Origin of the sequence: Micromonospora sp. LHW51205 (genome assembly GCF_003315815.1) — a bacterium.
GTDB lineage: Bacteria > Actinomycetota > Actinomycetes > Mycobacteriales > Micromonosporaceae > Micromonospora > Micromonospora chalcea.
The window spans coordinates 1,000,618-1,023,830 of record NZ_QMEZ01000001.1 but is presented as its reverse complement, the minus strand read 5'-3'; the positions used below and the strand labels follow the sequence as shown (position 1 = coordinate 1,023,830).

Sequence of the window (23,213 nt, the reverse complement as noted above, 5' to 3'; positions counted from 1 at the left end):
CGCGACATGTCGGAGCACTCAGCGAACCCCTCAGCGACCCGCGGTCGCTCCCGCGCGGTCAAGGCCGTGATCCCGGCCGCCGGCCTGGCCACCCGGTTCCTGCCGGCCACCAAGGCGGTTCCCAAGGAACTGCTGCCGGTCGTCGACCGGCCGGTGCTGCAGTACATCGTCGAGGAGGCCGCGCAGGCCGGCATCGACGACATCCTGCTGATCACCGGTCGCGGCAAGACCTCGATGGTCGACCACTTCGACCGCCGGCCCGACCTGGAGGAACGGCTCGCCAAGAAGCCCGAGCTGCTGGCCGAGGTCAAGCGCACCGAGGAACTCGCAGCGATCTACACGGTCCGCCAGCCGGAGCAGCTCGGCCTCGGCCACGCCGTCGGGTACGCCGAGTCGCACGTCGGCGACGCGCCCTTCGCGGTGCTGCTCGGCGACGAGTTCGTCAAGCCCTCCGAGCCGCTGCTGCCGGCCATGCTGGAGCTCCAGGCCCGCACCGGTGGCGTGGTGCTCGCCTTCTTCGAGGTCGACCCGGCCGAGACCAGCCGTTACGGCATCGCGTCGGTCGAGCCCGCCGAGTCGGAGTACGGCGACATCGCCGAGGTCGTCAAGGTCACCGGCATGGTGGAGAAGCCCAGTCCGTCCGACGCGCCCAGCAACCTGGCGGTCCTCGGGCGGTACGTGCTCCCGGGGAAGATCTTCGACGCGATCCGGCGTACCGACCCGGGCAGCGGCGGCGAGATCCAGCTGACCGACGCGATGGAGCTGCTGCGTACCGAGGGGGTGCCGGTGCACGCCATCGTCTACCGGGGCACCCGCTACGACACCGGCATGCCGCTGGGCTACCTGCAGACCGTGGTGCAGATCGCGGCCGAGCGGGAGGACCTGGGCGCCGAGTTCCGCAAGTGGCTGGCCGAGTTCGTCAACAACGGCGACGAGACGGTCACCGCGGCGGTCCTCAACGGCATGCGTGACGCGTCCGGCGGTGCCGATACATGACCGCGACGGCCGACGCCGAGGCGGCCGCGAACGAGTTGACGCCGCTCGCCGACTACCTGGGCAGTGTGCTGCGCAGGTTACGCGCGCTGCCTCCACTCGACCTCGACCTGACCCAGGCGTACGGCAACGTGCTCGCCGAGGACGTGGTCGCCCCGCACTCGTACCCCGCCTTCGACCAGGCGGCGGTGGACGGGTACGCCGCGCGCTGGGAGGACATCTCCGGTGGGAGTCGGGGGCCGGGCTACGTCCCGGCCCCCTCCGGTATGCCCGGTGGCCGCAGCATCCGGCTCAACGTCGTCGGTGACCTGGGCGCGGCGAGCTGGCGGCCGGTTCGGCTCACCCCCGGCTCGTGCTTCTCGGTCGCGGCGGGCGCGCCGCTGCCGATCGGCGCCGACGTGGTCGTCCCGGTGGAGTGGACCGACCAGGGCATGGCCGCCGTCGAGATCTTCCGCGCCCCCAAACGGGGGTACGGGCTGCGCCGCGCCGGGGAGGAACTGGTCGCCGGCACACTGCTCGCCCGCGCCGGCGCGTACGTCTCACCGGCGCTGGTGGCGGTGTTCGCCGCCACCGGCATCGGGCACGTCGTGGTGCGGCCCAGTCCGCGCGTGGTCATCGTGGCCACCGGCGACGAGCTGGTCGACGTGGGCCGGGGCAGCCAGCCCGGGCAGGTGGTCGACACCAACTCGCACGCGCTCACCGCTGCGGCGGCCGAGGCGGGCGGGCTCGCGTACCGGGTGGGGATCTGCGACGACGACCCGGAGGCGCTGCGTGGCCTGCTGGACGACCAGACGCTGCGGGCCGACCTGATCATCACCACCGGCGGCACCGGTACCGGCCCGGGCGACATGGTCCGCCGCATCCTGTCCCGCCGCGAGGGCGGCCGGGCCGGACCGGTCACCTTCACAGAGGTGGCCCTCTATCCGGGAACGGCTCTCGGGTTCGGTACGGTCGGCGCCGAGGAGGTGCCGGTGGTGTGTCTTCCCGGTGAGCCCGGCGCGGCGCTGATCGGCTTCGAGGTGCTGGCCCGCCCGGCGATCCAGCTGCTGGCCGGTGCCGAGCCGGTGTTCCGGCCGAGCGTCCGCGCGCATCTGCTGGAGACGGTCTCGTCCCCGGTGGGGCTGCGCGAGTTCCGGCCCGCGCACGTGGCCGAGCGGCGTGGCGGCGGGTACACGGTGCAGCCGCTCGCCGGTGGCCCGTACACGCTGTCCGGCCTGTCCGACGCGAACGGTCTGCTGGTGCTGGGCGAGCGGGTCACCACCGCCGCCGCGGGGTCCACCGTCGACGTGCTCCTGCTGGACCGGCGCCGGTGAGCGCGAGGAGTGAGCTTGCGAGCCCCGCAGTCGCGAGCGAAGGGCAAGCCCGGTGAGCGCGAGGAGTGAGCTTGCGAGCCCCGCAGTCGCGAGCGAAAGGCCGGCTCGGTGAGGTTCTGGCGGGCTCCGGGGTGGCCGGCGGTGCTCGTGGACGGCCCGGTGGTGCTGCGGCCGTACCGGCGCTCGGACGCCGGCGCCTGGTCGGAGATCCGGCGCGCGAACCGCGAGTGGCTGGCGCCGTGGGAGTCGCACGTGCCCGGCGGCTGGTACGAGACCAACTCGCCGGCGGCGTTCCGGCTGGTCCACGCGGACCAGCGCAAGTCCGCGCGCAGCGGTGAGGGCATGCCGTTCGCGGTGTGCCTGCGTGAGGACGGCAGCGAGCGGCTGGTCGGCCACGTCAACATCGGCAGCATCGTGCGGCGGGCGTTCTGTTCCGGGTACGTGGGCTACTGGGTGGACTCCCGGGTGGCCGGCCGGGGCGTGATCCCGACCGCTGTCGCGCTCGCCGTGGACCACGCCTTCGGACCCGGTGGCCTGCACCGGATCGAGGTGAACATCCGGCCGGAGAACATGCCGTCCCGCCGGGTGGTGGAGAAGCTCGGCTTCCGCGAGGAGGCCTATCACGTGCGCTACATGCACATCGACGGCGCGTGGCGCGACCACATCGGATACGCGATGACCGGCGAGGAAGTAGTCGCCGAGGGCGGCTTGCTGGCGCGGTGGCACCGCGTACGTGACAACCGCCGCTGACGCGCCCGCACGGCGCGGCGCACTGTGAACTGGGTCGACGGCCCGTAACCTCAAGTAACTGCAAGCTGCGGCAAGCGCTGCCCGCCCGCATGAAGTGCGCCGTAAACGACGGTCGACGGAACAAGTTGCGGCGGGCGGCGCTCGCCGGAGAACTTTGGTGACGGGAGGGGTGAGGGTGCCCACGTCGGTGCTCCTCGCCGTCCTCGCCGCCGCCGGTCTGCTCGCCCTCGCTCCGGCGCTGGTCCGCCGGTACGACGCCACCGAGCGGCTGGTGGCGGAGCGGGCGCAGTCGACGGCGCGGGTGCTCCAGCGCCAGCGTCGACGGCGCACCGTGCCCGGGCGACGGCCGCTGCACCCGCCGCGCTCCCTCGTGGTGACCCTCAGTGAAGACTCCGACACGGGTAGTCTCGCCCGCCCGGTCTCCGCGCCACCGATGCGCCGCCGTTCCGGCCGGCTCCGGCCCGTCTCCGCCGTCCCGGCCCAGTCCCGCCGACGGAACTCGCCCCGGCGGCGGCACACCCCGGCGATCTACCGCCGGCGCCGGGTGCTCGCCGCGCTGCTGCTGCTCAACCTGGTGGAACTGGGCGGCGTGGTACTTGTCGGACCCGGGTTCTGGATCAGCGTCTCGGTCACCGGCACGCTGCTCGTTGCGTACGTCGTGCACCTGCGGCAGCGTGCCCTCGCCGAACGTCGGCGGCGGCGCGCGGACGCCCGGGAGGCGGCCTGGCTGGCCGCCCGCCAGGCCGAGGTACGCCGCGAGCAGGCCCGGCGCGCGGCGGCCCGGCGGGAGGCGCAGCGCCGGCTGGCCGCCCAGCGCGAGGCGGTCCGGCGTACGGCGATGGGGCTGGACCGTCCCGCGGACCTGCCACCCGCGGCGAGCGGCGGCTCGGTGTCCTACCGGCGGGCGGGTGGCCTGCGCGGACGCCCCTACCAGTCCGGACGAGGCGCCTGACGCCCTCGCCCGGCGCGGCCCTCGTCGCCCGCGGCGGGCGATCTTGGAAGAAATGGGTCGCTCTGGGAGCCGCTTTCTTCCAAGATCTACGTGGGCGGTGGGGCGGTTCGCGTCGTGGGGGCGCTACCTGTTAGCCTTGTCGCCGGCCCACCCGGTGAAAGCTGGGTGGGACCGACGCCGGTTCGCCGGCGGAGGGGCTGTGGCGCAGACCGGTAGCGCACCTCGTTCGCATCGAGGGGGTCAGGGGTTCAAATCCCCTCAGCTCCACCCAGTTCAAAGGCCGTTTCCCGTGATGGGAGACGGCCTTTTTCGAACCCGCTCGCGTCAGTCGAACAGCTGGTCAAGCGCTTTCTGTTCGAGGTCACGCCAGCGCTGGACGTCCTTCAGCGCCTTGGCGATCTCCTTCTCGTCGAGATGGTGGGCGCCTTCCTCCCGGATGCACGCGACGCTGAACGGCCTGCCGACCGACGGCGAGGTCTGCTCCAGCGCCTCCAGCACCCGTACCACGCCCACCACGCCGTACTCGACGGTGCGCGTGGTCATCCGGAAGTGGGACAGCAGCGCGCCGGCCTGCTGAGCCATCGGCGCGCCGGAGCCGATGGCGTGGAAGCCAACGTCCTCGTAGCGGCCGATGAGCCCGTTCGGGTTGATCTCCACGATCCACGGCCCGCCCTGGCTGAAGCCGGCCGCGAGCAGGTACGCCGACACCCCGCCGCCGGAGCCCTCGCCGGGCACGTCCGGGATGTAGTTCTCGTAGTGCTTCTTGAAGACGGGCAGGACGCGCTCCTGCAGCTCGCCGCCGATGTCCGGCGCTTCGAGGATGGCGGTGGCCGAGTCCTGGAGGAGGGGGCGCAGGTCGTTCAGCACTCCGCGCGCGCCGCTGCCGCCCCAGGCGGCGCAGTCGCCGAGCGGGTGCAGCTTCTGCGCGGGGAAGCTCAGACCGCGGTCGCTCTCGGTGATCTGGGAGTCCGCGCCGATCACCACCCCGTCGCTGCAGACAACGGCGAGTACGACGGTCATGGGGTCCTCCTGTGCAGGGGTGCGGGGTTGGGGCGCGAGGTACCCGGCATCCCGCCTGCCTACACCCGGCAGGGACGTCCGTGTGGCGGCTGACACCGGCCACAAGCCGGCGGTGCCCAGAATCAGACTGGGCGGTCTCGGTGAAGGCGCCACCCGGCAAACCCAGCGCCCGACAGCAGGGCGGTGGCGGCCACGAGGTTGAATACCGCGACGCGCTGCGCGCCGTGGTTCTCGGCGTCCTCCACCCCCGGCGCGAGGTCGTCGGGGTTGTAGCGGATGCGTACTCGATCGCCCTCGTCGAGCTCGGGGCTGCAGCTCGTGCACTCCGCGCTCAGGGGTTCGCCGCTACGAGGTGTGAACTCCACGGTGACCTTGCTGGCGCGCCCATGACGGTCGACGTCGACGACTGTGGCGTCTGTGGTGCGGCCGCGGTTCGCGAGGCCAATCGCGGTCGTGCCGTTATAGAAGGCGGCGCAGCACATGAAGGCGGAAGAAGCGGTGAGGATGATCAACGCGCCAATCAGCTTGCGTTGTCGCGGGTGAAGTTGTTCCCAACTTTCGTCCACGTCGCGATGCTAAGCACCGACGTCAACGGTGATGCGCTACGACGACGGCTCGTGGAAGTAGACGGTGGCCGCGGTGAGGAAGAACGTGACCGCGTACGTGAACCGGCCTGCCTCGACCGCCTCGTCGAACTGCTCCTCGAACGCGCGAGCTTCGGCAGGGTCGAGTACGCCGCGCTGAGCCGCCGTACCGGCCCAACTGCGCAGGCCGAGAACGTTGTCGGCGGCGTTCGGGTCCCGTACCAGCAGCGTGCGGGGTTCGACGGTGACCTCGGCCAGGCCGAGCGTGGCGAGAATGCCGGCGTGCTGGTGAGCCAGGGTGCCGTTGCGGAGCATGACGTCGGCCCGGAATCTCAGCACGCGCCGGGCCAGATCCTGGTCGGCGATGTCGAGCACCTGCGTGTCGTAGTCGGGATCGGCGAGAACGATCCGGCCACCCGGGCGGACGACCCTGGCGAGCTCCCTGATCGCGGCGCGGGGATCGGCGAGGTGCTGCACGGTGCGGTCGGCCCAGGCGCCGTCGATCGAGTCGTCGAGGAACGGCAGCTGATGCGCGTCGGCGACGGCGCACCGGGTCAAGCCACGGGCTCGCATGGCGACGGCCATGGTCAGGGAACGATCCACCGTCAGCACGGTGACGTCGTGATCGTCCCTCAGGCGGACCGCGCTCGCCCCGGTGCCCGCACCGACGTCGAGGTAGCGCCGGCCGGGCGACGGGCGGAGCAACTCGCGTACCCGCTGCTGGTATGCCTGGTAGAAGGGCTCGCCGCTCAGGCGGTCGAGCACGCCCACCCACGATTTCGGGTCCGGCTGCCGGTCGACATCGGTGAATCCGTGCACGGACTGGAGCCTATTTCGCCGCTGTCGGTTGAACCCGCAGCGCCGACGCGCGTCAGCGGGGCCGCTTGTCCTCGACGTGGACGACGGTCAGCTCATGGCCGTCTCGATCTCGCTTGTGGCGCCCGTACAGACCGACAGCAAGGTCGCTGTCGTCCGAGACCTCGTCCGGGCCGACGTAGGTCAACACGTCGTGGTGATGGCCGTAGACCGCCCAGCCGGGGCCGGGATCGAGCGTGACGGTACCGAAGTCCGCGGACGGCGAGCCGACGTGGACGGGGCCGTACTCGCGCAGGATCTCGACGGCCTGTGCGGCGAGGTCGACGCCCGGCGCGGGGTCCGGCAGGACGACGCACGTGCCGTGCGCGAACACGACCCAGGACTTGCCGTCTCCCAGGATGATGCGACGCCAGGTGTCGGCCAGGTTGTCGTCGGACATGAAGCTGATCATTGCCGAGTCCGTGCGCCGTCGCTACCCGCGAACCGTCCCGCCGCCGAACCATCTGGTCAGCGCGCCCTCCAGCGTCCGCTGGTCGTCGCCCACCCAAACCACGTGACCGTCCGGCCGCAGCAGCGCCGCCGGCACGTCCAGCTCGTCGCCGGTGCCGGCGACGAGCCCGACCCGGTCGGCCCAGCCGTCCACCGACAGCTTCCCGGTCCCGTCCAGCAACAACCCGCCGCCGGTACGCATCAGCTCGTACAGGCGTCCCTGCGGCAGCGGTACGTCGCGCAGCCGCCGTCCGAGCAGAGGATGACCCTCGCCGACGTCGTACCTGACGCTGATCGCGGTGACCTTCTCGATCAGGAAGCGGTTGACCTCGTCGAAGTCCATGAGCTGCGTCAGCACCTGCCGTACCGCCTGCGGTCCGGGCTCGTTCGTGGTCAGCAGCATCTGCGCGCGCGTGTTCGTCAGCACGTCGGCGGCCACCGGGCGCCGCTCGGACTCGTAGGTGTCGAGCAGGTCGTCCGGCGCCCACCCGTTCACCTCCGCCGCCAGCTTCCAGCCCAGGTTGAACGCGTCCTGGATGCCGAGGTTGAGCCCCTGCCCGCCCAGCGGCGGGTGGACGTGCGCGGCGTCGCCGGCCAGGAACACCCGCCCGACCCGGTAGTGCTCGGCCAGGCGGGTCGCGTCGCCGAAGCGGGACAGCCAGCGGGGCGAGTGCACGCCGAAGTCGGTGCCCGCGTACGCGGTCAGTTGCCGTTTGAAGTCCTCCAGCGTCGGCGGTGCCGAGGTCACGTCGGCCGCCGGCACGACCACCCGGAACACGCCGGGCGTGCCCGACGGGCCGAGCCCGAACCGCTTCTCGGTGCGGCGTACCTCGGTCATGATCGTGGTGATCTCGTCCGGGGAGGCGGTCACCTCCATCTCGCCCAGCAGCGTGTCGACTGTCGACGGCTCGCCGGGGAATCCGACGCCGAGCAGCTTCCGGACGGTGCTGCGCCCACCGTCGCAGCCGACGACGAACCGCGCCCGCAGCGGCGGCGCACTCGCGGAGTCGAGGTGGACGGTCACGCCGCCGTCGTCCTGCTCCAGCCCGGTCACCGCACTGCCGCGCCGGATCTCGGCCCCGACCTCGGCCGCGTGGTCGGCGAGCAGCCGGTCGGTGAGCGTCTGCGGGATGCCGAGCACGTACGGGTGGGCGGTGTCCAGATCGGCGGGTGCGGGCTTGTCGATGCCGGCGAAGAACCCCCGGATCGGGTGCGTGCCGCCGTGTTCCAGGAACCGCTCCAGCAGCCCGCGCTGGTCCATCACCTCGATGCTGCGGACGTGCAGCCCGAGCGAGCGCACGTACGGCGGCGGCTCGGCGTCGCGCTCCAGCACGAGCACGCCGATGCCCTGGAGGCGCAACTCGCTCGCCAGCATCATGCCGGTCGGCCCGCCGCCGACCACGATCACGTCGAACACAGCTTCCCCCGTGCCGATTGTCAGGCGACCGTCCCCTCGGGCGGCACGAACCGACCATAGCCGCTGTGCCGGTCAGCCTCGGCGGAACGTCCGGCGGTAGGTGTCCGGCGGCACGCCAACTGTGCGGTGGAAGTGCCGGCGCAGCGTCGTCGCCGTACCCATGCCTGATGCCTCGGCGACGGCGTCGATGCTGTCGTCGGTGTTCTCCAGCAGTTCCTGCGCCCGCCGGATGCGCTGGGTGGCCAGCCACTGCGACGGCGTGGCGCCGGTCGCGGCGGTGAAGTGGCGGACCAGGTTGCGGGTGCTCATATTGGCCTGGCGGGCCAGGTCCGCGACGGTCAGCGGGCGGTCCAGCCGCGCCATCGCCCACGGCAGCAGCGCGGCGAGCGGGTGGTCCTCGCGGGCCGGGACCGGCGTGGTGACGAACTGGGCCTGGCCGCCGGCGCGGTGCGGCGGCACGACCAGGCGGCGGGCGACCGCGTTGGCGACCGTGGAGCCGTGGTCGCGGCGGATCAGGTGCAGGCAGAGGTCGATGGCGGCGGCCTTGCCGGCGGAGGCGAGCACGGTGCCGTTGTCCACGTAGAGCACGTCCGGGTCGACGTGGACGCGGGGGTAGCGGGCGGCGAGCGCCTCGGTGTGCGCCCAGTGGGTGGTGGCGCGCAGCCCGTCGAGGATGCCGGCGGCGGCGAGCACGAACGCGCCGGTGCAGAGGGAAACCATCCGAGCGCCCGCGTCGTGGGCGGCGCGGACCGCGTCGACCAGGTCGGACGGCGGGTCGGCGTCGGTGTCCTCGATCGCCGGGACGATCACCGTGTCGGCGCGGGCCAGGTGGTCCAGCCCGTGGTCGGGCGTGACGGCGAACCGGCCGACGCCGATCGGGCCGGGGCCGCAGACCACCAGGTCGTACCAGGGGTCGGCCAGCCCGGTCGGGTCGCGGACGAAGATCTCGCAGGCCGCGGCCAGTTCGAAGTGCAGCATCCCGTCGGTGGCGGCGAGCGCGATGGTGGCCATGTCCGAAACTGTACGGGCATTGGCGTTTGCGACACTGGCCCCGCCCCGGCCAGCCCGGCGAGGATCATTCCAGTCGATCTTCTGAGGGGGCGTCATGCGGGTGGCGGTGTTCGGGGCGTACGGGCACACCGGGCGGTTCGTGGTGGCGGAGCTGCGTGAGCGGGGGTACGAGCCGCTGCCGCTCGGGCGCGACGCCGGGAAGCTGGCGGCCGCGTTCCCGGAGGGGGAGCACCGGGTGGCGTCGGTGGACGATCCGGCCTCGCTGGACCGGGCGCTGGCCGGGGCAGCGGCGGTGGTCAACTGCGCCGGGCCGTTCGCCTCGACCGCGGGTCCGCTGATCGAGGCCGCGCTGCGCGCCGGGATTCCCTACGTCGACGTGGCGGCCGAGATCGAGGCCAACCGGGACACGTTCGCGCACCACGCCGAGCGTGCCGAGGCGGCCGGCGTCGCTGTGGTGCCCGCCATGGCGTTCTTCGGCGGACTCGGTGACCTGCTGGTCACCGCCGCGATGGGGGACTGGACGGCGGCCGACGAGGCGCACGTCGCGTACGGGCTGAGCAGCTGGCACCCGACGGCCGGGACGGTCGCCTCCGGCGTCGTGTCGCGCGAGCGCCGCGACGGCCGGCGGGTCCGCTTCACCGACGGGCGACTGGTGTACGCCGACGGCGACCTGCCCCGGCTGGACTGGGAGTTCCCGGCGCCGCTGGGGGTGCGGCCGGTGCTCGGCGAGTTCACCATGGCCGACGTGGTGACCGTGCCGAGTCACCTGGACATCCCGGAGGTGTGCACGTACATGACCGCCGACGCGGCCCGCGACCTGGCGGCGGGGGACGCTCCGGCCGCTGTGGACGAGCGGGGCCGGTCCGCGCAGACGTTCGCCGTCGACGTGGTCGTGCGTGCCGGTGACGTCCGGCGGCGGGTGGTCGCGCACGGGCGGGACATCTATGCGATCAGCGCGCCGCTCGCGGTCGAGGCGGTGCACCGTTTGCTCACCGGGCGTGCCCGGGCCAAGGGTGTCGCCTCGGCCGGCCGGATCTTCGACGCGCCGGACTTCCTGCGCGCGCTGTCGGACCACCTCACCGTGCGGTCGCTCGCGGCGTGACGGACGGAGACGGCCGGCCCCCCGGATCGGGTGGGCCGGCCGTTTCGCGGGTGGTCAGCAGCTGGTGTAGCCGCGTCCGCCCTTGCCCCAGCTGCAGCTGTCGACCAGGCTGCCGGAGGGGTTGCGCAGGTAGGCGGTGTCGCCGTCGTTGTTCCAGACGTACGCGGCGCGGCCCCAGTAGCGGTGGGTGCCCTTGTTGGTGCCCTTGCCGGTGTGGATGACGATGCTGTTCCCGGCGGCCACCTTGAAGTCGCCGGTGAACGAGTAGACGTGGCCGGCCTTGTCGCGCACGTAGTAGCCCTTGAGGTTCTGGACCGTCTTGCGCTTGTTGGTCAGCTGGACGTACTCGGCGTTCAGGCTCGCGTTCGAGCGGGTGTCCTTGCCGGGGGAGTCGTAGTACACCTTGGTGATCATGAAAGGCGGCGTGGCGGCCTGGGCCGGAGCGGCGGCGGCGAACGTGCCGGCGAGGGCGATGGTGATCGCCGACGCGATGCCGAGAAGCCTTCTGCGCACGATGTCCCCTTGAGGTCAGAGCGGTGTTGGCGGGCGAGAGCGTAGCGAGGATTCCCGGCCGAAATTGTTCCCACGAGGCGTGTCCGGCGGGTTTCGGACCGGCTGGCGGGTCCGGTGTGGCCGGTCGTCGAACCGGCCCGGTCGGTGGGGTGAGGCCGGGACGCCGGAACGGTTACGCATCCACATGCGCCGATTGACAATGTTTGGAATCCAAACTTATTCTCGCGCTGGGCGGGTGCGCGCCCCGCCCTCCCCGTCCACGCGCCCACCCCACCACGAAGGAACCACCATGTTCCGCTCTTTCCGTACCGCCCGATTGCGGGTCGGCCTGGTCGCGGCGACCGCCGCCACACTCGTGGCCGGCACCGCACTGCTGGCGACGAACGCCCAGGCGGCGGCCGGCTGCCGCGTCACCTACACGACCGCCAGCCAGTGGCCCGGCGGCTTCACCGCGAACGTCGACGTGACGAACCTGGGTGACCCGGTCAACGGCTGGAACCTGCGCTGGACGTTCCCGTCCGGCCAGCGGGTCACCCAGGCGTGGAGCGCCACGGTCACCTCCTCCGGCGCCGACGTCACCGCCACGAACGTCGGTTACAACGGCGCGATCGCCACGAACGGCACCGTCTCGTTCGGCTTCAACGGCTCCTGGACCGGCGCGAACACCGCGCCCACCGCGTTCACGCTCAACGGCGTGGCCTGCACCGGCGGCGTCGGCGGAACCACCCCGCCGCCGACCACGACGCCACCGCCGACCACGACGCCGCCCCCGACCACGCCGCCGCCCACCACCCCGCCGCCGGCCGGCAACGCCATGGCCGCCGTCGCCGCCATGCAGCCCGGCTGGAACCTCGGCAACTCCTTCGACGCGGTCGGCGCGGACGAGACCGCCTGGGGCAACCCGCGGGTCACCGAGGCGTTGCTGGACAACGTCCGGGCGCAGGGCTTCAACAGCATCCGCATCCCGGTGACCTGGAGCAACCACCACGGCGCCGCGCCGAACTACACGATCGACTCCGCCTGGCTCAACCGCGTACGCGAGGTGGTCGGCTGGGCGCTCGCTGACGGCTTCTACGTGGTGCTCAACATCCACCACGACTCGTGGCAGTGGATCAACACGATGCCCACCGACCGCACAGGCGTGCTGAACCGCTACAACGCGCTCTGGACCCAGATCGCCGCCGCGTTCAAGGACTCCTCGCCGAAGCTGACCTTCGAGAGCGTCAACGAGCCGCAGTTCACCGGCAGCTCCGGCGACGCGCAGAACGCCACGCTGCTCAACGAGCTGAACACGTCGTTCCACCGCATCGTCCGCCAGTCCGGCGGGAACAACGCCACCCGGTTGCTCGTCCTGCCGACCCTGCACACCTCCGCCGAGCAGGCCCGGGTGGACGAGCTGGTCAGCACGTTCAACACGCTCAACGACCCGAACCTGATCGCCACCGTGCACTTCTACGGGTACTGGCCGTTCAGCGTGAACGTCGCCGGCGGCACCAAGTTCGACGCGACGGTCCAGCAGGACCTGACCGACCAGTTCGACCGCGTCTACAACGCCTTCGTCACCCGCAACATCCCGGTGATCATCGGCGAATACGGGCTGCTCGGCTTCGACCGGCACACCGGCACCATCGAGCAGGGCGAGAAGCTGAAGTTCTTCGAGTTCCTCGGCCACTACGCGCGCAGCCGCAAGCTGACCACCCAGCTCTGGGACAACGGCCAGCACTTCGACCGCACGTCGTTCGTGTGGAAGGACCCCGAGCTGTTCGCGCAGATCAAGTCGAGCTGGACCACCCGCTCCGGCACCGCGTCCAGCGACCAGGTGTACGTGCCGCGCACCGGCACGATCACCGCCAAGAGCCTGACGCTCAACCTGAACGGCACCACGTTCCAGGGGCTGCGCCAGGGCACCACCGACCTGGTCAACGGCACCGACTACACGGTCTCCGGCAGCACACTGACGCTCACCGCGTCGGCGCTCAGCCGGCTGGTCGGCTCCCGCGCGTACGGCGTGAACGCCAACCTCCAGGCACGCTTCTCCGCGGGCGTGCCGTGGCGGATCAGCATCATCACGTACGACCCGCCGGTGCTCTCCAACGCGACCGGCACCACCGCCGCGTTCACGCTCCCGGCGCAGTTCCGCGGCGACCAGCTCGCCACCATGGAGGCCAAGTACGCGGACGGCAGCAACGCCGGCCCGCACAACTGGACCTCGTACAAGGAGTTCGACGTGACGTTCGCGCCGAACTACACCGGCAACACGATCGCGCTGAAGCCGGAGTTCTTCGCCGAGGTCAACGACGGTCAGCGGGTCACCCTGACGTTCCACTTCTGGAGCGGCACGAAGCTGACCTACTACGTGACGAAGTCCGGCAGCACCGTCACCGGCACGGTGAGCTGACGGCGACGGCACGGCTCGCGGCGGTGGGCGTCGACACCGCCGCGAGCCGGTCCCGGCGGAGTTCCCCGCCGGACCGATGAGTTCCCGGGCCGGCGACGGTCGACAGAGGCATGAACACGCTTACTCTGCAGACGCCCGAGGTCGACCTCGTCTACGACATTCGCACGACGACCGCCGCCGACGCCGGACACCGCCCGCTGTTCATGATCGGCCAGCCCATGTGCGCCGACGGCTTCGCCACGCTGGCCTCGTACTTCCCGGACCGGACCGTCGTCACGTACGACCCGCGCGGGCTCGGGCGCAGCGTCCGCAAGGACGGCCGCGGCGACGACGTGCCCGAGGTCCAGGCCCGGGACGTACGCGACATCATCGACGCCCTCGGCACGGGACCGCTGGACATGTTCGCCAGCAGCGGCGGCGCGGTGACCGCGCTCGCCCTGGTGGCCGCGTACCCGGACGCGGTGGCCACGCTCGTGGCGCACGAGCCGCCGCTGGTGCAGGTGCTTCCCGACGCCGAGGCCGCCCGGCGGGCCATGGCCACCTGCCAGGAGGCGTACCAGAAGAGCGGCTGGGGGGCGGGTATGGCGGCGTTCATCGCCATGACGTCGTGGCGGGGCGAGTTCACCGACGAGTACTTCGCCCAGCCGCTGCCCGACCCCGCCGCGTTCGGCATGCCGACCGAGGACGACGGCAGCCGGGACGACCCGCTGCTCTCCGACCGCGCCGCGGCGGTCACCCGCTTCCGGCCGGACGTGGACGCGCTGCGCGCGGCGCGTACCCGGGTCGTCGTCGCGGTGGGCGAGGAGTCGGCGGACACCTTCACCGGACGCACGTCGGTGGCCGCGGCCGAGCTGCTCGGCGGCAAGGCCGCGGTCTTCCCCAGCCACCACGGCGGATTCCTGGGTGAGGAGATGGGCCACGCCGGGCAGCCGGAGGCGTTCGCGCGCCGGCTGCGGGAGATCCTCGACGGCGCCGCCTGACCGGACTCAGGCGCGGCGCACGTCGGTGACCATGACCGGGTAGGGGCCGGCCGGCATGTCGGCGCCCGCCTGGTCGGCGGGAACCACGTTCTCCATCCGCAGCCGCAGGGTGGCCGGGTCGGCGGTGTCCACGGTGATCCGCCACTGCCATCCGTCGCCGTACCCGGCGCTCAGCTCGACCGCCGCCGCGCCGCCTGCCGTGCCGGTCAGCGTCATCGGCGTCGGCTGCTGGTGCCACGAGTCGCCCCACCAGGCGACGAGCGAGCCCGGCTGCTCGCCGGCGGCGATCACCAGCAGACCGTCCTGCGGCCCGTCGCCCGGATGGGCCCACGAGTACGACACGGTGGTCAGGTGTCCACCGGCGGCGGTCGCGACAATGGCGGTGGCCGGCGACTCGGCGAGCGGATCGGCGGGCATCAGACGGAAACCGCTGGTGCCGGCCCAGGACCCGGTGACGTCAGTGAGAACCATCGCCCCAGGATAGGAACCACCCCCGACACCGCCCGCCGATGCGGATCACGCGGCGCGCCACCGGGCCCGGTCCTCGCCGGCCTTGCGCGTGCACCGCATCAGCGTGCCCTTGACGGTACGGCCGGTCGCGCCGACCGGCGAGCAGAAAGCGCCAGGGTGGACGGCGCCCTGGACGGTGCCGGTGGACGGCCTGGTGGTCCGGGGCGCGCTCGTGGTCCGCTTCGGTGTCGGCTTGGGCGTGGTCCGCTTCGGCTTCGGCCGGGGCGCCGGACGCGCGGTCGCGGTCTGCGGCGACGGCTCGGCGGCCCGCGTCGTCGGCGGAGCGGACGGCGAGTCGGTCGGTGCGGCGACGTTCGAGGGCGAGCCGGACGAGTGGGCGGCAGGGGGCGGATCGGCGCTGCGCGCGGTCGCGGTCGAGGCGGCGCTGATCGACGCGGGCTTCTCGTCCGTCGCGCCGCCGACGGCGGCGATCCCGCCGCCGCAGCAGCACAGCACCAGCACGCCGCCGGACACGAGCACGGCTTTCGTGCCGCCGGAAAGCCGGCGCCACCAGGACTGATTCGGTATCGGCCATGATCTCTGCGGTGATGGCTTGGTCACGCAACTCAGTCTGCTTGCGTCATCAATGATTGCGATTGGTCAACTGGTGCGTTTCGCATCGACGCTCGGCGACCCGTGCCGCCGATCCGTCGAGACACACAAGCCGATCATCGTGGATGACCGGACGCCGAGAGATCTTGGAAGATTTCGGCCCCTATGGCAGCCGTTTGCTTCCAAGATCTGCGGTACGGGGAGCTAGGCGGTGAAGTTGTCGTCGGCGTCGCGGGCGTCCTCCTGGATGTGCTCGCCGGGGCGCTTGCCGCGGATCTCGTCCAGTTCCCGCACCCGGTCGGCCTCGGCGTGTTCGTCCTGGTTCAGGTCACCCAGACGGGCCCGGGCCGGACCGGCCAGGTTCTCCAGGTCGTTGTTCGCCCGTTCGACGCTCATGCCGCCTCCCCGGATCGTCGCGTGGCGGCCCTCGCCGCCTGCCACGTCGCGTCCCCGCTGACCCGCACGGCAAACCGCCGCCACCGGATCGGCGTCAGCCCGCATCCGGCCGGCGGTCATGCGGTCGGCAGAGCCGTGAGCAGCTCCTCGGCGTGCCGCAGCGTGTCGGCCAGCCGGACGCGCGACTCGTCGTCCAGTGGGACCGACCGGGCCTGCCGTACCCGTTCCCGGGCGGCCTCCGGCTCCCCGAGTTGCAGCGCCATCTCGGCCCGGTAGACCAGCGCCTCCACCAGGACGGCGGGTTCGTCGGCCGCGTCGGGCCGGGCCAGCGCGCCGTCGAGGATGCGCGCGGCCTGAGCGGGATTACCGCGCGAGTCGCCCTGCATCACGGCGTTGCCGAGCGTACGGGCGAGCCCGCCCCGGTCGTCGTCGGCGTCCGGCGTCGAGGCCCGGGCCACGAACCGGATCCAGTTGCCGCCAGGATCGACGATGCTGAACCCGGAATGCCCGTCCTGGTTGCGGCGGGGCCGGGGCCGGGTCATCCGGGGTACGCCGGCGACCAGCACCTTGCCGTACGTGGCGCGCATGCCGTCGGCGAAGGCGCGGTGCAGGACGGTCAGGTCGTCGACCACCACCAGGCAGGAGCCGTACGAGTCGGCGGGGTCGAACCCGGGCATCCCGAAGAAGTGCAGGTTGAGGTCCTCCCGGCGCAGGGCCAGGTACGGGTTGGGGCGCTCCTGCCGGTGCGTCACCTCGAAGCCGAGCGCCTGGTAGAAGGGCGCCACGTCGTCAAGTGAGCGGCAGGGCAGCAGCGGGATGGTCGTCTCGTTCGCCATGCTCCGAGCCTGGCCACCGGGAGCGCCCACGCGCACATGGAAAGGCCCGAACGGCCGACGGGCATTGTCCGAACGGGCACCGGGGCCGGTCCGAGACGGACCGGCCCCGGTGCGGGGTCAGGCGCGGGTCAGGGCTTCCAGGACCCGGCGGTACGGAAGCGGTGCTTGTACTCGACGACGCCGTTCTGGTCCTTGACGTCGAAGATGAGCTGACCGCTGCGCTTGGAGCCGGCGGGCAGGTTGTTGCCCGAGGTCATCAGCTTGCCGCACCCCGAGAAGGCGCCACCGATGCCGTTCTCCTCGGTGCCGTCCTCGGCCACCCAGGAGAAGTAGAACGGGTTGATCGAACCGGTGCCCTTGGTGATCTCGGCGGTCACGTCGGCGATCAGGAACATGCCCTTCTTCGGGCCGGGCATGATCTCGTTGCAGGCGGAGTTCCGGGTCCGGAAGTTGCCGACGGTGATCTCGATGGTGCCGTCGGTGTCGTTGACGATCAGCTTGTCGCCGGCCGGCATGTTGAAGGTCTTGTCGTCGGTGGTGCCCGGCTGCGGCGTGCCGGTGGGGCCGCCGGTCGGGGTCTGCTCGTCCGGGACGCCGTAGGTGACGCCCGGCGTGGGCAGCGAGTCAACCGCCTCCTGGGCCTTGTTCACGCCGCTGTAGACGGCGAAGATGCCGCCACCGCAGCAGAGCAGCAGCAGGAGCGCCGCGACGATGCCGATCGTGATCCAGACGTTCTTGTTCGACTTCTTGGCCGGCGGTCCGAACGGCGCTCCCGGCTGATACGGCGCGCCTGCGGGCGGGTACGGCTGCCCACCGCCCGGCGGCGGGTAGCCCCCCGGCGGCTGATACGCCGCGCCCGGCTGCTGGTACTCACTGCCCGGGGGCGGGTACGCGGTGCCCGGCTGCTGGTACTCGCCTCCCGGCGGCGGGTACGGCGCGCCCGAGGTCGGCGGCGCCGGCGGGAACGCCTGGGTGGGAGCGGGCGGCGGGTACTGCTCACCCGGCCCCGGCTGCGGCGGGTACGGCGCCCCGGAGGCCGGCGGATACGGCGCTCCCGACACCGACGGCTGCGGCGGCCCCGACACCGGCGGCTGCGGCGTGCCCGGAGGCGGTGGGTAGGGCGCGCCCGAGATCGGGGCCGTCGGCGCGTCCGGGGCGGGCGGCGGCTCGTAGGGGTCGCTCGGCGGCATCGGCGCGGTGGGGAACGCCTGCGTCGGCGGTTCCGGCGGCTGCTGGTTCGGGTCCGGTGACCCGGACGGAGGCTGAGGTTGGCTCACCGTACTCCTTGGGGCGCCTTCGGGATTTCAGTCGGAACGACGGTACAAGCCGGGGTCAACCCGGCCGACAGGGCGTCATCGATGTGGCAGGACGGCGGCGGTGCGGACCAGATCGTCGTCCACCGCGAACCGTCCGGTCACGCGCGACGGCGGGTCGGCCACCGGAGCGGCGGCGAGCCGGGCCGGCTCGATCTCGGCGTGGAACGTGCCCGCCTGCGGGTCGAGCGTGACGCGCGCGTCGGCGAAGCCCAGCCAGGTCCCGACGAGCGGGTGCCAGACCTTGTAGACGGTCTCCTTGGCGCTGAACAACACGGTCGGCCAGGGCATCCCGGCCGGCAGCCGGGCCAGGTCCGCCTCCTCGTCGGGGCGGCACACCTTCCGTCGTACCCCGGGGGAGAGCGGGCGGTGCCGCTCGGCGTCGATGCCGACGGCGCGCACGTCGGCGGCGCGGGCGGCGGCGGCCGCGCAGTAGTCCCGGGTGTGGGTGATCGCGCCGACGACGCCGGGCGGCCAGACCGGGGCCCGGTCCGCGCCGGCCGGCACCGGCGTGCCGGTCAGGCCGAGCGTGGCGAGTGCCCGGCGGGCGCAGACCCGGCCGGCGGTGAAGTCGCGGCGGCGGTGCAGCACCGCGCGCTCGCCCAGGGCGGCTCGTTCGGCCGGGAGCAGCTCGCCGGACCAGTCGGCCGGGCCGGCCACCGACACGGCGACCACGGCCGGCAGCAGATCACGCACGTGCGACGGATGACGGAGGCACGCGGTGAACGTACCGTAACGCTGGGGCGTGCGGTGGCGCTGAAGGTGTGTTGCGGGGAGGCAACCGGCCCATCACGACCACGATTCCGAACAGGGAAGGAGCGGCGGATGACGCGTGGCGCGGAGGCACCGGGGAGGCGGGACGGCGAGCACGTGCCGGTGACCCCCGACTGGACCTGCGGCTCGTGCGGTGACGAATGGCCCTGCGCCACGAAACGTCACCACCTGCTGAGCGAGTACCACGTGGATCGGGCGTCGTTGAGCGTCTATCTCGGCTCCTGCCTGGCCGCGGCCACGCAGGATCTGCGCTCCGTGCCGGTCACCGCGCTCCAGGACCGGTTCATCGGCTGGGTGCCGCGCGGCTCGAGGACGATCTGAGCTCCCGGTGGCCGTCGTGTCGGGTTCACGACGGCCACCGGGAGTGGTCCTTCAGCCGCGGCGGGGCCGCCGGGTGAGCGCGAAGCCCACCACGCCGGCCACGGCGGCGAGCACGCCGCCCACGCCGGTCCACACCCAGCGCGAGCCCGCGTCGGGGAGCCAGCCGGTCAGGTCGGTCTCCTCCTCGGCCACCGGCTCGGGGGTCGGCTCGGCGGCCAGCACCGTGCCGGCCCTGGTGTTCGGCACCAGCGGCGCGGCCAGCTCGCCGTCGTCGCCGGACGCGCCGCCCTCGTCGGTGGCGCCGACGAGCATCTCCACCTCGACCGGCAGGCCGAGGTCGGGCTCGGGCAGGTCGGTGACGGAGAGCCGGACGTAGTAGGTGCCGGGCAGCGGGTCGCCCGACCACGGCTCGGCCCACGGCCGTACCCGACGCAGCGTGCAGCCGAGCGCCACGCTCGTGGCCGCCGCGTCCGCTGTCGGCGTCTGCGCGCCGGCCGTGCACGCCTGCCGGCGGCGCAGCCCGTCGAAGACGTCGACGGTCCAGGTGGACGCGCCGGTGCGTCGCTTCGGGAACCTGACGGTGGCGGTGATCTCGTGCACCTGCCCGGCGTCGGCCCGGAACGACCAGTACAGGTGGTCGCCGGTCGACGCGCCCACCTGCACCGGCTGCCCGGCGGTGACGGTGGTGGCGGTGAGGAACGAGGTGCCGGCCTTGGTCACTGTGGTCGCGCCCGGTGACGGACTGGGCGCGGCCAGGGCCGCCGCCGGGGTGAGCGCGAGACCGACGGCGGTGGTCGCCGCCGCGGCGCGGATCAGCGTACGCATGCTCAGTTCACCCTCCACGTGTGCACCCACCAGCGGGTGAGCAGTCCGGCGGCCAGCCCGGTGAGCAGTCCGGCCAGCGTGAGCAGGAGCAGCAGCACCCAGCCGCGGCCGAGGTCCGGCCCGTCCGGGGCGGGGGAGGCGGCGACCACGTCGACCGTGAGCTCCACCGGCATACCCGGCTGGGTCTGCGTGCCGGGCTTGGCCGCGAAGGAGTTGCTGACCACCAGGCAGACGGTTCGCACGGCCTGCTCCGCGCCGGGACTCGGCTCCGGGCTCGGGCCGTCGTCGTCCTCCTCCTCGGCGGCCGACCAGCGCAGTCCGGCGGAGACCACGTCGGTGCGCCCGCTTCCGGCGTCGACGCCGCGGACCAGTTCCCGCCCGTCCGGCGCGGTGGCGCGCAGCAGCACGCCGTAGTCCGGGTTGACCGGCCGGTCCAGCGCGACGCTCACCGAGGCGCGCAGCTCCTGGCCGGGCCGCACCGGCACCCGGTACCAACGGTGCTCGGAGAACGCCTCCCGGTCGCTGTAGACGCCGGGGGCGAGCAGCGGCGCGCCCTGGCACGCCGCGCCGCCGCCGACCACCGCCGGGGTGGCCGTGTACGTGTCCCGGGCCCGGTCGACGAGCTGCTTGATCCGGCCGGTCAGCTCGTCGGCGCTCTGCGCCGCCGTGTAGGTGCCGCCGGTCGCGCCGGCGATGCAGAGCAACTGCTTGCGTACCTTCTCGTCCGGGGCGAGGCCGAGCGTGTCCACGACGAGCCGGGTGCCCTGGGCGGCCAGCTCGCGCGCCACCTCGCACGGGTCGGGCGGGGCGCAGGTGTCCTCACCGTCGGTGATCAGCACGATCCGGCGGGCGGTGCTGCCGGTGCCCAGGTCCTGCGCGGCGGAGCGCAGCGCCAGCCCGACCGGTGTGAAACCGGTCGGTCGCAGCCCGGCGACGGCGGCCTTGGCCTGGGTACGGTCCACCGGGCCGACCGGCACGATCTGCTGGGTGTCCAGGCAGCCCTGCTTCTTGTCCTTGCCCTGGTAGGTGGCGCCGAGCACCCGGATGCCGAGCTGTGTCTCGTCCGGCAGGGCGTCGACCACCTCGTTGAACGCCTGCTGCGCGACGGAGATCCGGCTGCGCCCGTCGATGTCCCGGGCCCGCATCGAGCCACTGACGTCGAGGACCAGCTCCACCTTGGGTGGCTCGGCGACGGGCTCGGAGGTCTCGTCGTCGGCCCCGGCGGGGCTCGGTCCGATCAGCGCGGCGGCCGTCAGCAGTCCGAAGAGGACAATCGTCGATCGTCTCTTGTTGATCACCGGGCGAAGTGTAGTGAGATCCACTTTGGAAGATCATCCGGGTCCGGCGTCCCTCCGCTCCTGCCTGGCGCCGGAGATCGAACCCGTTATGTTCCCGCAGGATGACCCACTGTTAGATGCCGGAGGTGAACCTTTCGGCAGTGGCGTGCCCGTCGCAAATCTGACCGGCCCGCACCCGTTGTGCCCGTGCCGGAGTGTGGTTAAGCTCTGTCTTGCGCGCCCCAATCGCCCGCTTCCCCCGTGGCAGGCGATCGGGGCGCGCTTCTTTGTGCCGGCGCCCGCGCCTCTAGATCCAGCGGCCGTCCAGCCACATCCGCGCCGACCACTCCGCGTACGGCAGCACCCGGCCCACGAAGATCGGGTAGAAGTACGCGAAACAGAGCGCCACCAGCAACACATAGGCGCCCGCGATGATCCCGCCCACCATCCGCCGATCCCGCAGCTGCTGCGGATCGGGTGGCGCGGCCGTAGCGGTCGTCGCGGTTACCGGCGCCGGAGTGGTGATCGCGCCGAGCACATAGACCACCGCCAGCACCAGGAACGGCACCGCGGGCGCGGCGTAGAAGGAGAACATCGTCCGGCCGTCGAGCGCGAACCAGAACCACGGCAGCAGGCCGGCGGCGATGCTGAGCAGGATCGCGCCCGCCCGCCAGTCCCGCCGGGCCAGGCCGAGCCAGGCGGTCGCGGCGATCGCCGGCAGGAACGACCACCACAGCAGCGGCGTGCCCAGCAGCAGCACCTCCGACGCGCAGCTCGGCGCGCCACAACTGCCGTCCCCGGACCAGTGGAACGCCACCGGGCGGCCGAGCAGCAGCCACTGCCACGGCCAGGACTGGTACTTGTGCGGGTCGTCGAGCTGGGTGTGGAAGCCGTACGAGGCCTTGTGGTATTCCCACAGGTTGTTCAGCGCCCCGATGAACGGGGTGTCGCTCAGCTCCGGGTTGTTCGGGTAGCGCTCGGCCAGGCGGTAGTAGCCCTCGTCGCTGAGCAGCCAGCCCGACCAGGTCGCGACGTAGGTGACCACCATCAGCACGCCGGCCGCGAGCAGCCAGGGCAGCTCGTCCAGCACCGCGTCACGCCACGGGCGGCGAACCCCGGCCGAACGGCGGACGCCCACCTCCCAGAACAGCACCAGCAGCGCGAACGCCGGCACGAAGTAGATCGCGCTCCACTTGACCGAGCAGGCGCAGCCGAGCAGCACCCCGGCCGCCAGCCGCCACCACGGCCAGTTCCGCCAACCGGACGGAGGCCGCCCGGCCCGCCCCGGCCGGGTCGGGTCGAGCCCGGCCTCCAGGGCCCGCGTCCAGCGCCGTCGCCGGGCGTCCCGGTCGAGCACCAGCGCGCCGAACGCGGCCAGCACGAACAGCAGCAGGAAGATGTCGAGGATGGCCGTGCGGGACAGCACCAGGTGGAACCCGTCGAGCGCGAGCAGCAGGCCCGCCGCGCAGCCCAGCACCGTGGACCGGAACATCCGCCGGCCGATGCGGACCAGCAGCAGCACCGACAGTGTGCCGGCCACCGCCGCGCCGAACCGCCAGCCGAACTCCGGCGACGTCGTGATCAGGTGGCCCGGCACCGAGACGCCGCTGTCCGCGTCCTGGTAGCCGAAGGCCCACTCGCCGATCCCGATCATCCACTTGCCCAGCGGCGGATGCACCACGTACGAGGGGCCGTTGTCCTTGTAGTTCCACTCGACGCCGCGGTCGATCAGCCCGTACGCGTCCTTGGCGTAGTAGGTCTCGTCGAAGACCTTGCCGGGCGGGAAACTGAGCCCCACGAAGCGCAGGATCGCCGCGATCGCCACCACCACGGCTGTGGCCAGCCACGCCTGCCCCCGACCGATGCGGTCGTCGACGGTGGCGAGCCGGCGCCGCACGGCGGCGGGCAGCCCGCCCCCGCTGCCGTCGCCGCGCTCGGCGGTGGAAGGGTCCGGGTTCGCGCTCTGTGCTGTCGACGCACTCGTCACCCGGCGATCGTAGGCTGCGAGGGTGCCCGGTGGCGTCCATCGTCTCCGAAATTGGTACGACCATCGATGAGGGAGCACGCGCCG

At 72.5% G+C, this 23,213-nt stretch carries 24 protein-coding genes and 1 tRNA gene; 10 read left to right on the top strand and 15 right to left on the bottom strand.

What is annotated here, in order from left to right; genetic code table 11:
- The first annotated feature begins 6 nt into the window (after window positions 1-6).
- From DQE82_RS04740 to DQE82_RS04720, 5 genes are all read left to right on the top strand, one after another.
- Complete coding sequence (locus DQE82_RS04740; RefSeq protein ID WP_069087205.1) at window positions 7-996, top strand: UTP--glucose-1-phosphate uridylyltransferase; 990 nt, start codon at window positions 7-9, stop codon at window positions 994-996.
- Complete coding sequence (gene glp, locus DQE82_RS04735; protein WP_043326858.1) at window positions 993-2,306, top strand: gephyrin-like molybdotransferase Glp; 1,314 nt, start codon at window positions 993-995, stop codon at window positions 2,304-2,306. The genes DQE82_RS04740 and glp overlap by 4 nt, the downstream gene beginning before the upstream one ends.
- Window positions 2,307-2,414: 108 nt before the next feature.
- The gene (locus DQE82_RS04730; protein ID WP_113972084.1) at window positions 2,415-3,056 is read left to right on the top strand and encodes a GNAT family N-acetyltransferase; all 642 of its coding nucleotides are present in this window, start codon (window positions 2,415-2,417) and stop codon (window positions 3,054-3,056) included.
- Window positions 3,057-3,225: 169 nt separating this feature from the next.
- Window positions 3,226-4,008, top strand: a complete 783-nt coding sequence (locus DQE82_RS04725) for a hypothetical protein (protein WP_199495925.1) — start codon at window positions 3,226-3,228, stop codon at window positions 4,006-4,008.
- A gap of 193 nt (window positions 4,009-4,201) precedes the next feature.
- A tRNA-Ala gene (locus tag DQE82_RS04720) sits at window positions 4,202-4,275 on the top strand.
- Between the two features lie 57 nt (window positions 4,276-4,332).
- On the opposite strand, the gene DQE82_RS04715 is transcribed toward DQE82_RS04720, so the two are convergent.
- The 6 genes from DQE82_RS04715 to DQE82_RS04690 all read right to left on the bottom strand — a co-directional run bounded on the left by DQE82_RS04715 (window position 4,333) and on the right by DQE82_RS04690 (window position 9,345).
- On the bottom strand, window positions 4,333-5,028 hold the full coding sequence (locus tag DQE82_RS04715; protein WP_069087203.1) for a proteasome protein: 696 nt from the start codon (window positions 5,026-5,028) through the stop codon (window positions 4,333-4,335).
- Between the two features lie 122 nt (window positions 5,029-5,150).
- Window positions 5,151-5,594, bottom strand: a complete 444-nt coding sequence (locus DQE82_RS04710) for a DUF3592 domain-containing protein (RefSeq protein ID WP_147265122.1) — start codon at window positions 5,592-5,594, stop codon at window positions 5,151-5,153.
- Between the two features lie 36 nt (window positions 5,595-5,630).
- Window positions 5,631-6,431 (bottom strand): methyltransferase domain-containing protein, encoded by an 801-nt coding sequence (locus tag DQE82_RS04705; RefSeq protein ID WP_113972081.1) that lies wholly within the window; start codon window positions 6,429-6,431, stop codon window positions 5,631-5,633.
- Between the two features lie 52 nt (window positions 6,432-6,483).
- Window positions 6,484-6,867, bottom strand: a complete 384-nt coding sequence (locus DQE82_RS04700) for a hypothetical protein (RefSeq protein WP_181373821.1) — start codon at window positions 6,865-6,867, stop codon at window positions 6,484-6,486.
- Window positions 6,868-6,900: 33 nt separating this feature from the next.
- Window positions 6,901-8,334 carry a rifampin monooxygenase gene (rox, locus tag DQE82_RS04695; RefSeq protein ID WP_113972080.1) on the bottom strand — a complete coding sequence of 478 codons (1,434 nt, stop codon included), beginning with the start codon at window positions 8,332-8,334 and terminating at the stop codon, window positions 6,901-6,903.
- Between the two features lie 72 nt (window positions 8,335-8,406).
- Window positions 8,407-9,345, bottom strand: a complete 939-nt coding sequence (locus DQE82_RS04690) for a helix-turn-helix domain-containing protein (protein WP_113972079.1) — start codon at window positions 9,343-9,345, stop codon at window positions 8,407-8,409.
- 94 nt (window positions 9,346-9,439) lie between these two features.
- On the opposite strand from DQE82_RS04690, the gene DQE82_RS04685 reads away from it, so the two are divergent.
- Window positions 9,440-10,447 carry a saccharopine dehydrogenase NADP-binding domain-containing protein gene (locus DQE82_RS04685; RefSeq protein ID WP_113972078.1) on the top strand — a complete coding sequence of 336 codons (1,008 nt, stop codon included), beginning with the start codon at window positions 9,440-9,442 and terminating at the stop codon, window positions 10,445-10,447.
- A 54-nt stretch (window positions 10,448-10,501) separates the two neighbouring features.
- Here DQE82_RS04685 and DQE82_RS04680 read toward each other — a convergent pair whose 3' ends face one another.
- A complete protein-coding gene (locus DQE82_RS04680; protein WP_051611237.1) occupies window positions 10,502-10,960 on the bottom strand; it encodes a lamin tail domain-containing protein in 459 nt (152 codons plus the stop codon).
- Between the two features lie 289 nt (window positions 10,961-11,249).
- Between DQE82_RS04680 and DQE82_RS04675 the strand changes: the two genes are divergently transcribed.
- Window positions 11,250-13,358 (top strand): cellulase family glycosylhydrolase, encoded by a 2,109-nt coding sequence (locus tag DQE82_RS04675; protein WP_113972077.1) that lies wholly within the window; start codon window positions 11,250-11,252, stop codon window positions 13,356-13,358.
- A 110-nt stretch (window positions 13,359-13,468) separates the two neighbouring features.
- Window positions 13,469-14,338, top strand: a complete 870-nt coding sequence (locus tag DQE82_RS04670; RefSeq protein ID WP_113972076.1) for an alpha/beta fold hydrolase — start codon at window positions 13,469-13,471, stop codon at window positions 14,336-14,338.
- A gap of 6 nt (window positions 14,339-14,344) precedes the next feature.
- On the opposite strand, the gene DQE82_RS04665 is transcribed toward DQE82_RS04670, so the two are convergent.
- Window positions 14,345-14,809 carry a hypothetical protein gene (locus tag DQE82_RS04665; RefSeq protein WP_113972075.1) on the bottom strand — a complete coding sequence of 155 codons (465 nt, stop codon included), beginning with the start codon at window positions 14,807-14,809 and terminating at the stop codon, window positions 14,345-14,347.
- Window positions 14,810-14,912: 103 nt separating this feature from the next.
- Here DQE82_RS04665 and DQE82_RS04660 point away from each other — a divergent pair, with 103 nt between their 5' ends.
- Window positions 14,913-15,368 (top strand): hypothetical protein, encoded by a 456-nt coding sequence (locus tag DQE82_RS04660; RefSeq protein ID WP_124778959.1) that lies wholly within the window; start codon window positions 14,913-14,915, stop codon window positions 15,366-15,368.
- A 236-nt stretch (window positions 15,369-15,604) separates the two neighbouring features.
- Here the strand turns inward: DQE82_RS04660 and DQE82_RS04655 are convergent, their stop codons facing one another.
- The 4 genes from DQE82_RS04655 to DQE82_RS04640 all read right to left on the bottom strand — a co-directional run bounded on the left by DQE82_RS04655 (window position 15,605) and on the right by DQE82_RS04640 (window position 18,641).
- On the bottom strand, window positions 15,605-15,796 hold the full coding sequence (locus DQE82_RS04655) for a hypothetical protein (protein WP_043326835.1): 192 nt from the start codon (window positions 15,794-15,796) through the stop codon (window positions 15,605-15,607).
- Window positions 15,797-15,912: 116 nt separating this feature from the next.
- Window positions 15,913-16,632 carry a VOC family protein gene (locus DQE82_RS04650; protein WP_113972074.1) on the bottom strand — a complete coding sequence of 240 codons (720 nt, stop codon included), beginning with the start codon at window positions 16,630-16,632 and terminating at the stop codon, window positions 15,913-15,915.
- 128 nt (window positions 16,633-16,760) lie between these two features.
- On the bottom strand, window positions 16,761-17,909 hold the full coding sequence (locus DQE82_RS04645; RefSeq protein ID WP_113972073.1) for a DUF4352 domain-containing protein: 1,149 nt from the start codon (window positions 17,907-17,909) through the stop codon (window positions 16,761-16,763).
- Window positions 17,910-17,984: 75 nt separating this feature from the next.
- A complete protein-coding gene (locus DQE82_RS04640) occupies window positions 17,985-18,641 on the bottom strand; it encodes a 4'-phosphopantetheinyl transferase (protein ID WP_043326831.1) in 657 nt (218 codons plus the stop codon).
- Window positions 18,642-18,770: 129 nt separating this feature from the next.
- Here DQE82_RS04640 and DQE82_RS04635 point away from each other — a divergent pair, with 129 nt between their 5' ends.
- Window positions 18,771-19,040 carry a hypothetical protein gene (locus tag DQE82_RS04635; protein ID WP_113972072.1) on the top strand — a complete coding sequence of 90 codons (270 nt, stop codon included), beginning with the start codon at window positions 18,771-18,773 and terminating at the stop codon, window positions 19,038-19,040.
- Between the two features lie 51 nt (window positions 19,041-19,091).
- Here the strand turns inward: DQE82_RS04635 and DQE82_RS04630 are convergent, their stop codons facing one another.
- The 3 genes from DQE82_RS04630 to DQE82_RS04620 form a co-directional block, all read right to left on the bottom strand.
- The gene (locus DQE82_RS04630; RefSeq protein WP_113972071.1) at window positions 19,092-19,865 is read right to left on the bottom strand and encodes a peptidase; all 774 of its coding nucleotides are present in this window, start codon (window positions 19,863-19,865) and stop codon (window positions 19,092-19,094) included.
- A gap of 2 nt (window positions 19,866-19,867) precedes the next feature.
- Entirely contained in the window at window positions 19,868-21,163 is a 1,296-nt protein-coding gene (locus DQE82_RS04625; protein WP_113972070.1) for a VWA domain-containing protein, read from the bottom strand.
- A 286-nt stretch (window positions 21,164-21,449) separates the two neighbouring features.
- Window positions 21,450-23,129 (bottom strand): dolichyl-phosphate-mannose--protein mannosyltransferase, encoded by a 1,680-nt coding sequence (locus tag DQE82_RS04620; protein ID WP_043326824.1) that lies wholly within the window; start codon window positions 23,127-23,129, stop codon window positions 21,450-21,452.
- Between the last annotated feature and the right edge of the window lie 84 nt (window positions 23,130-23,213).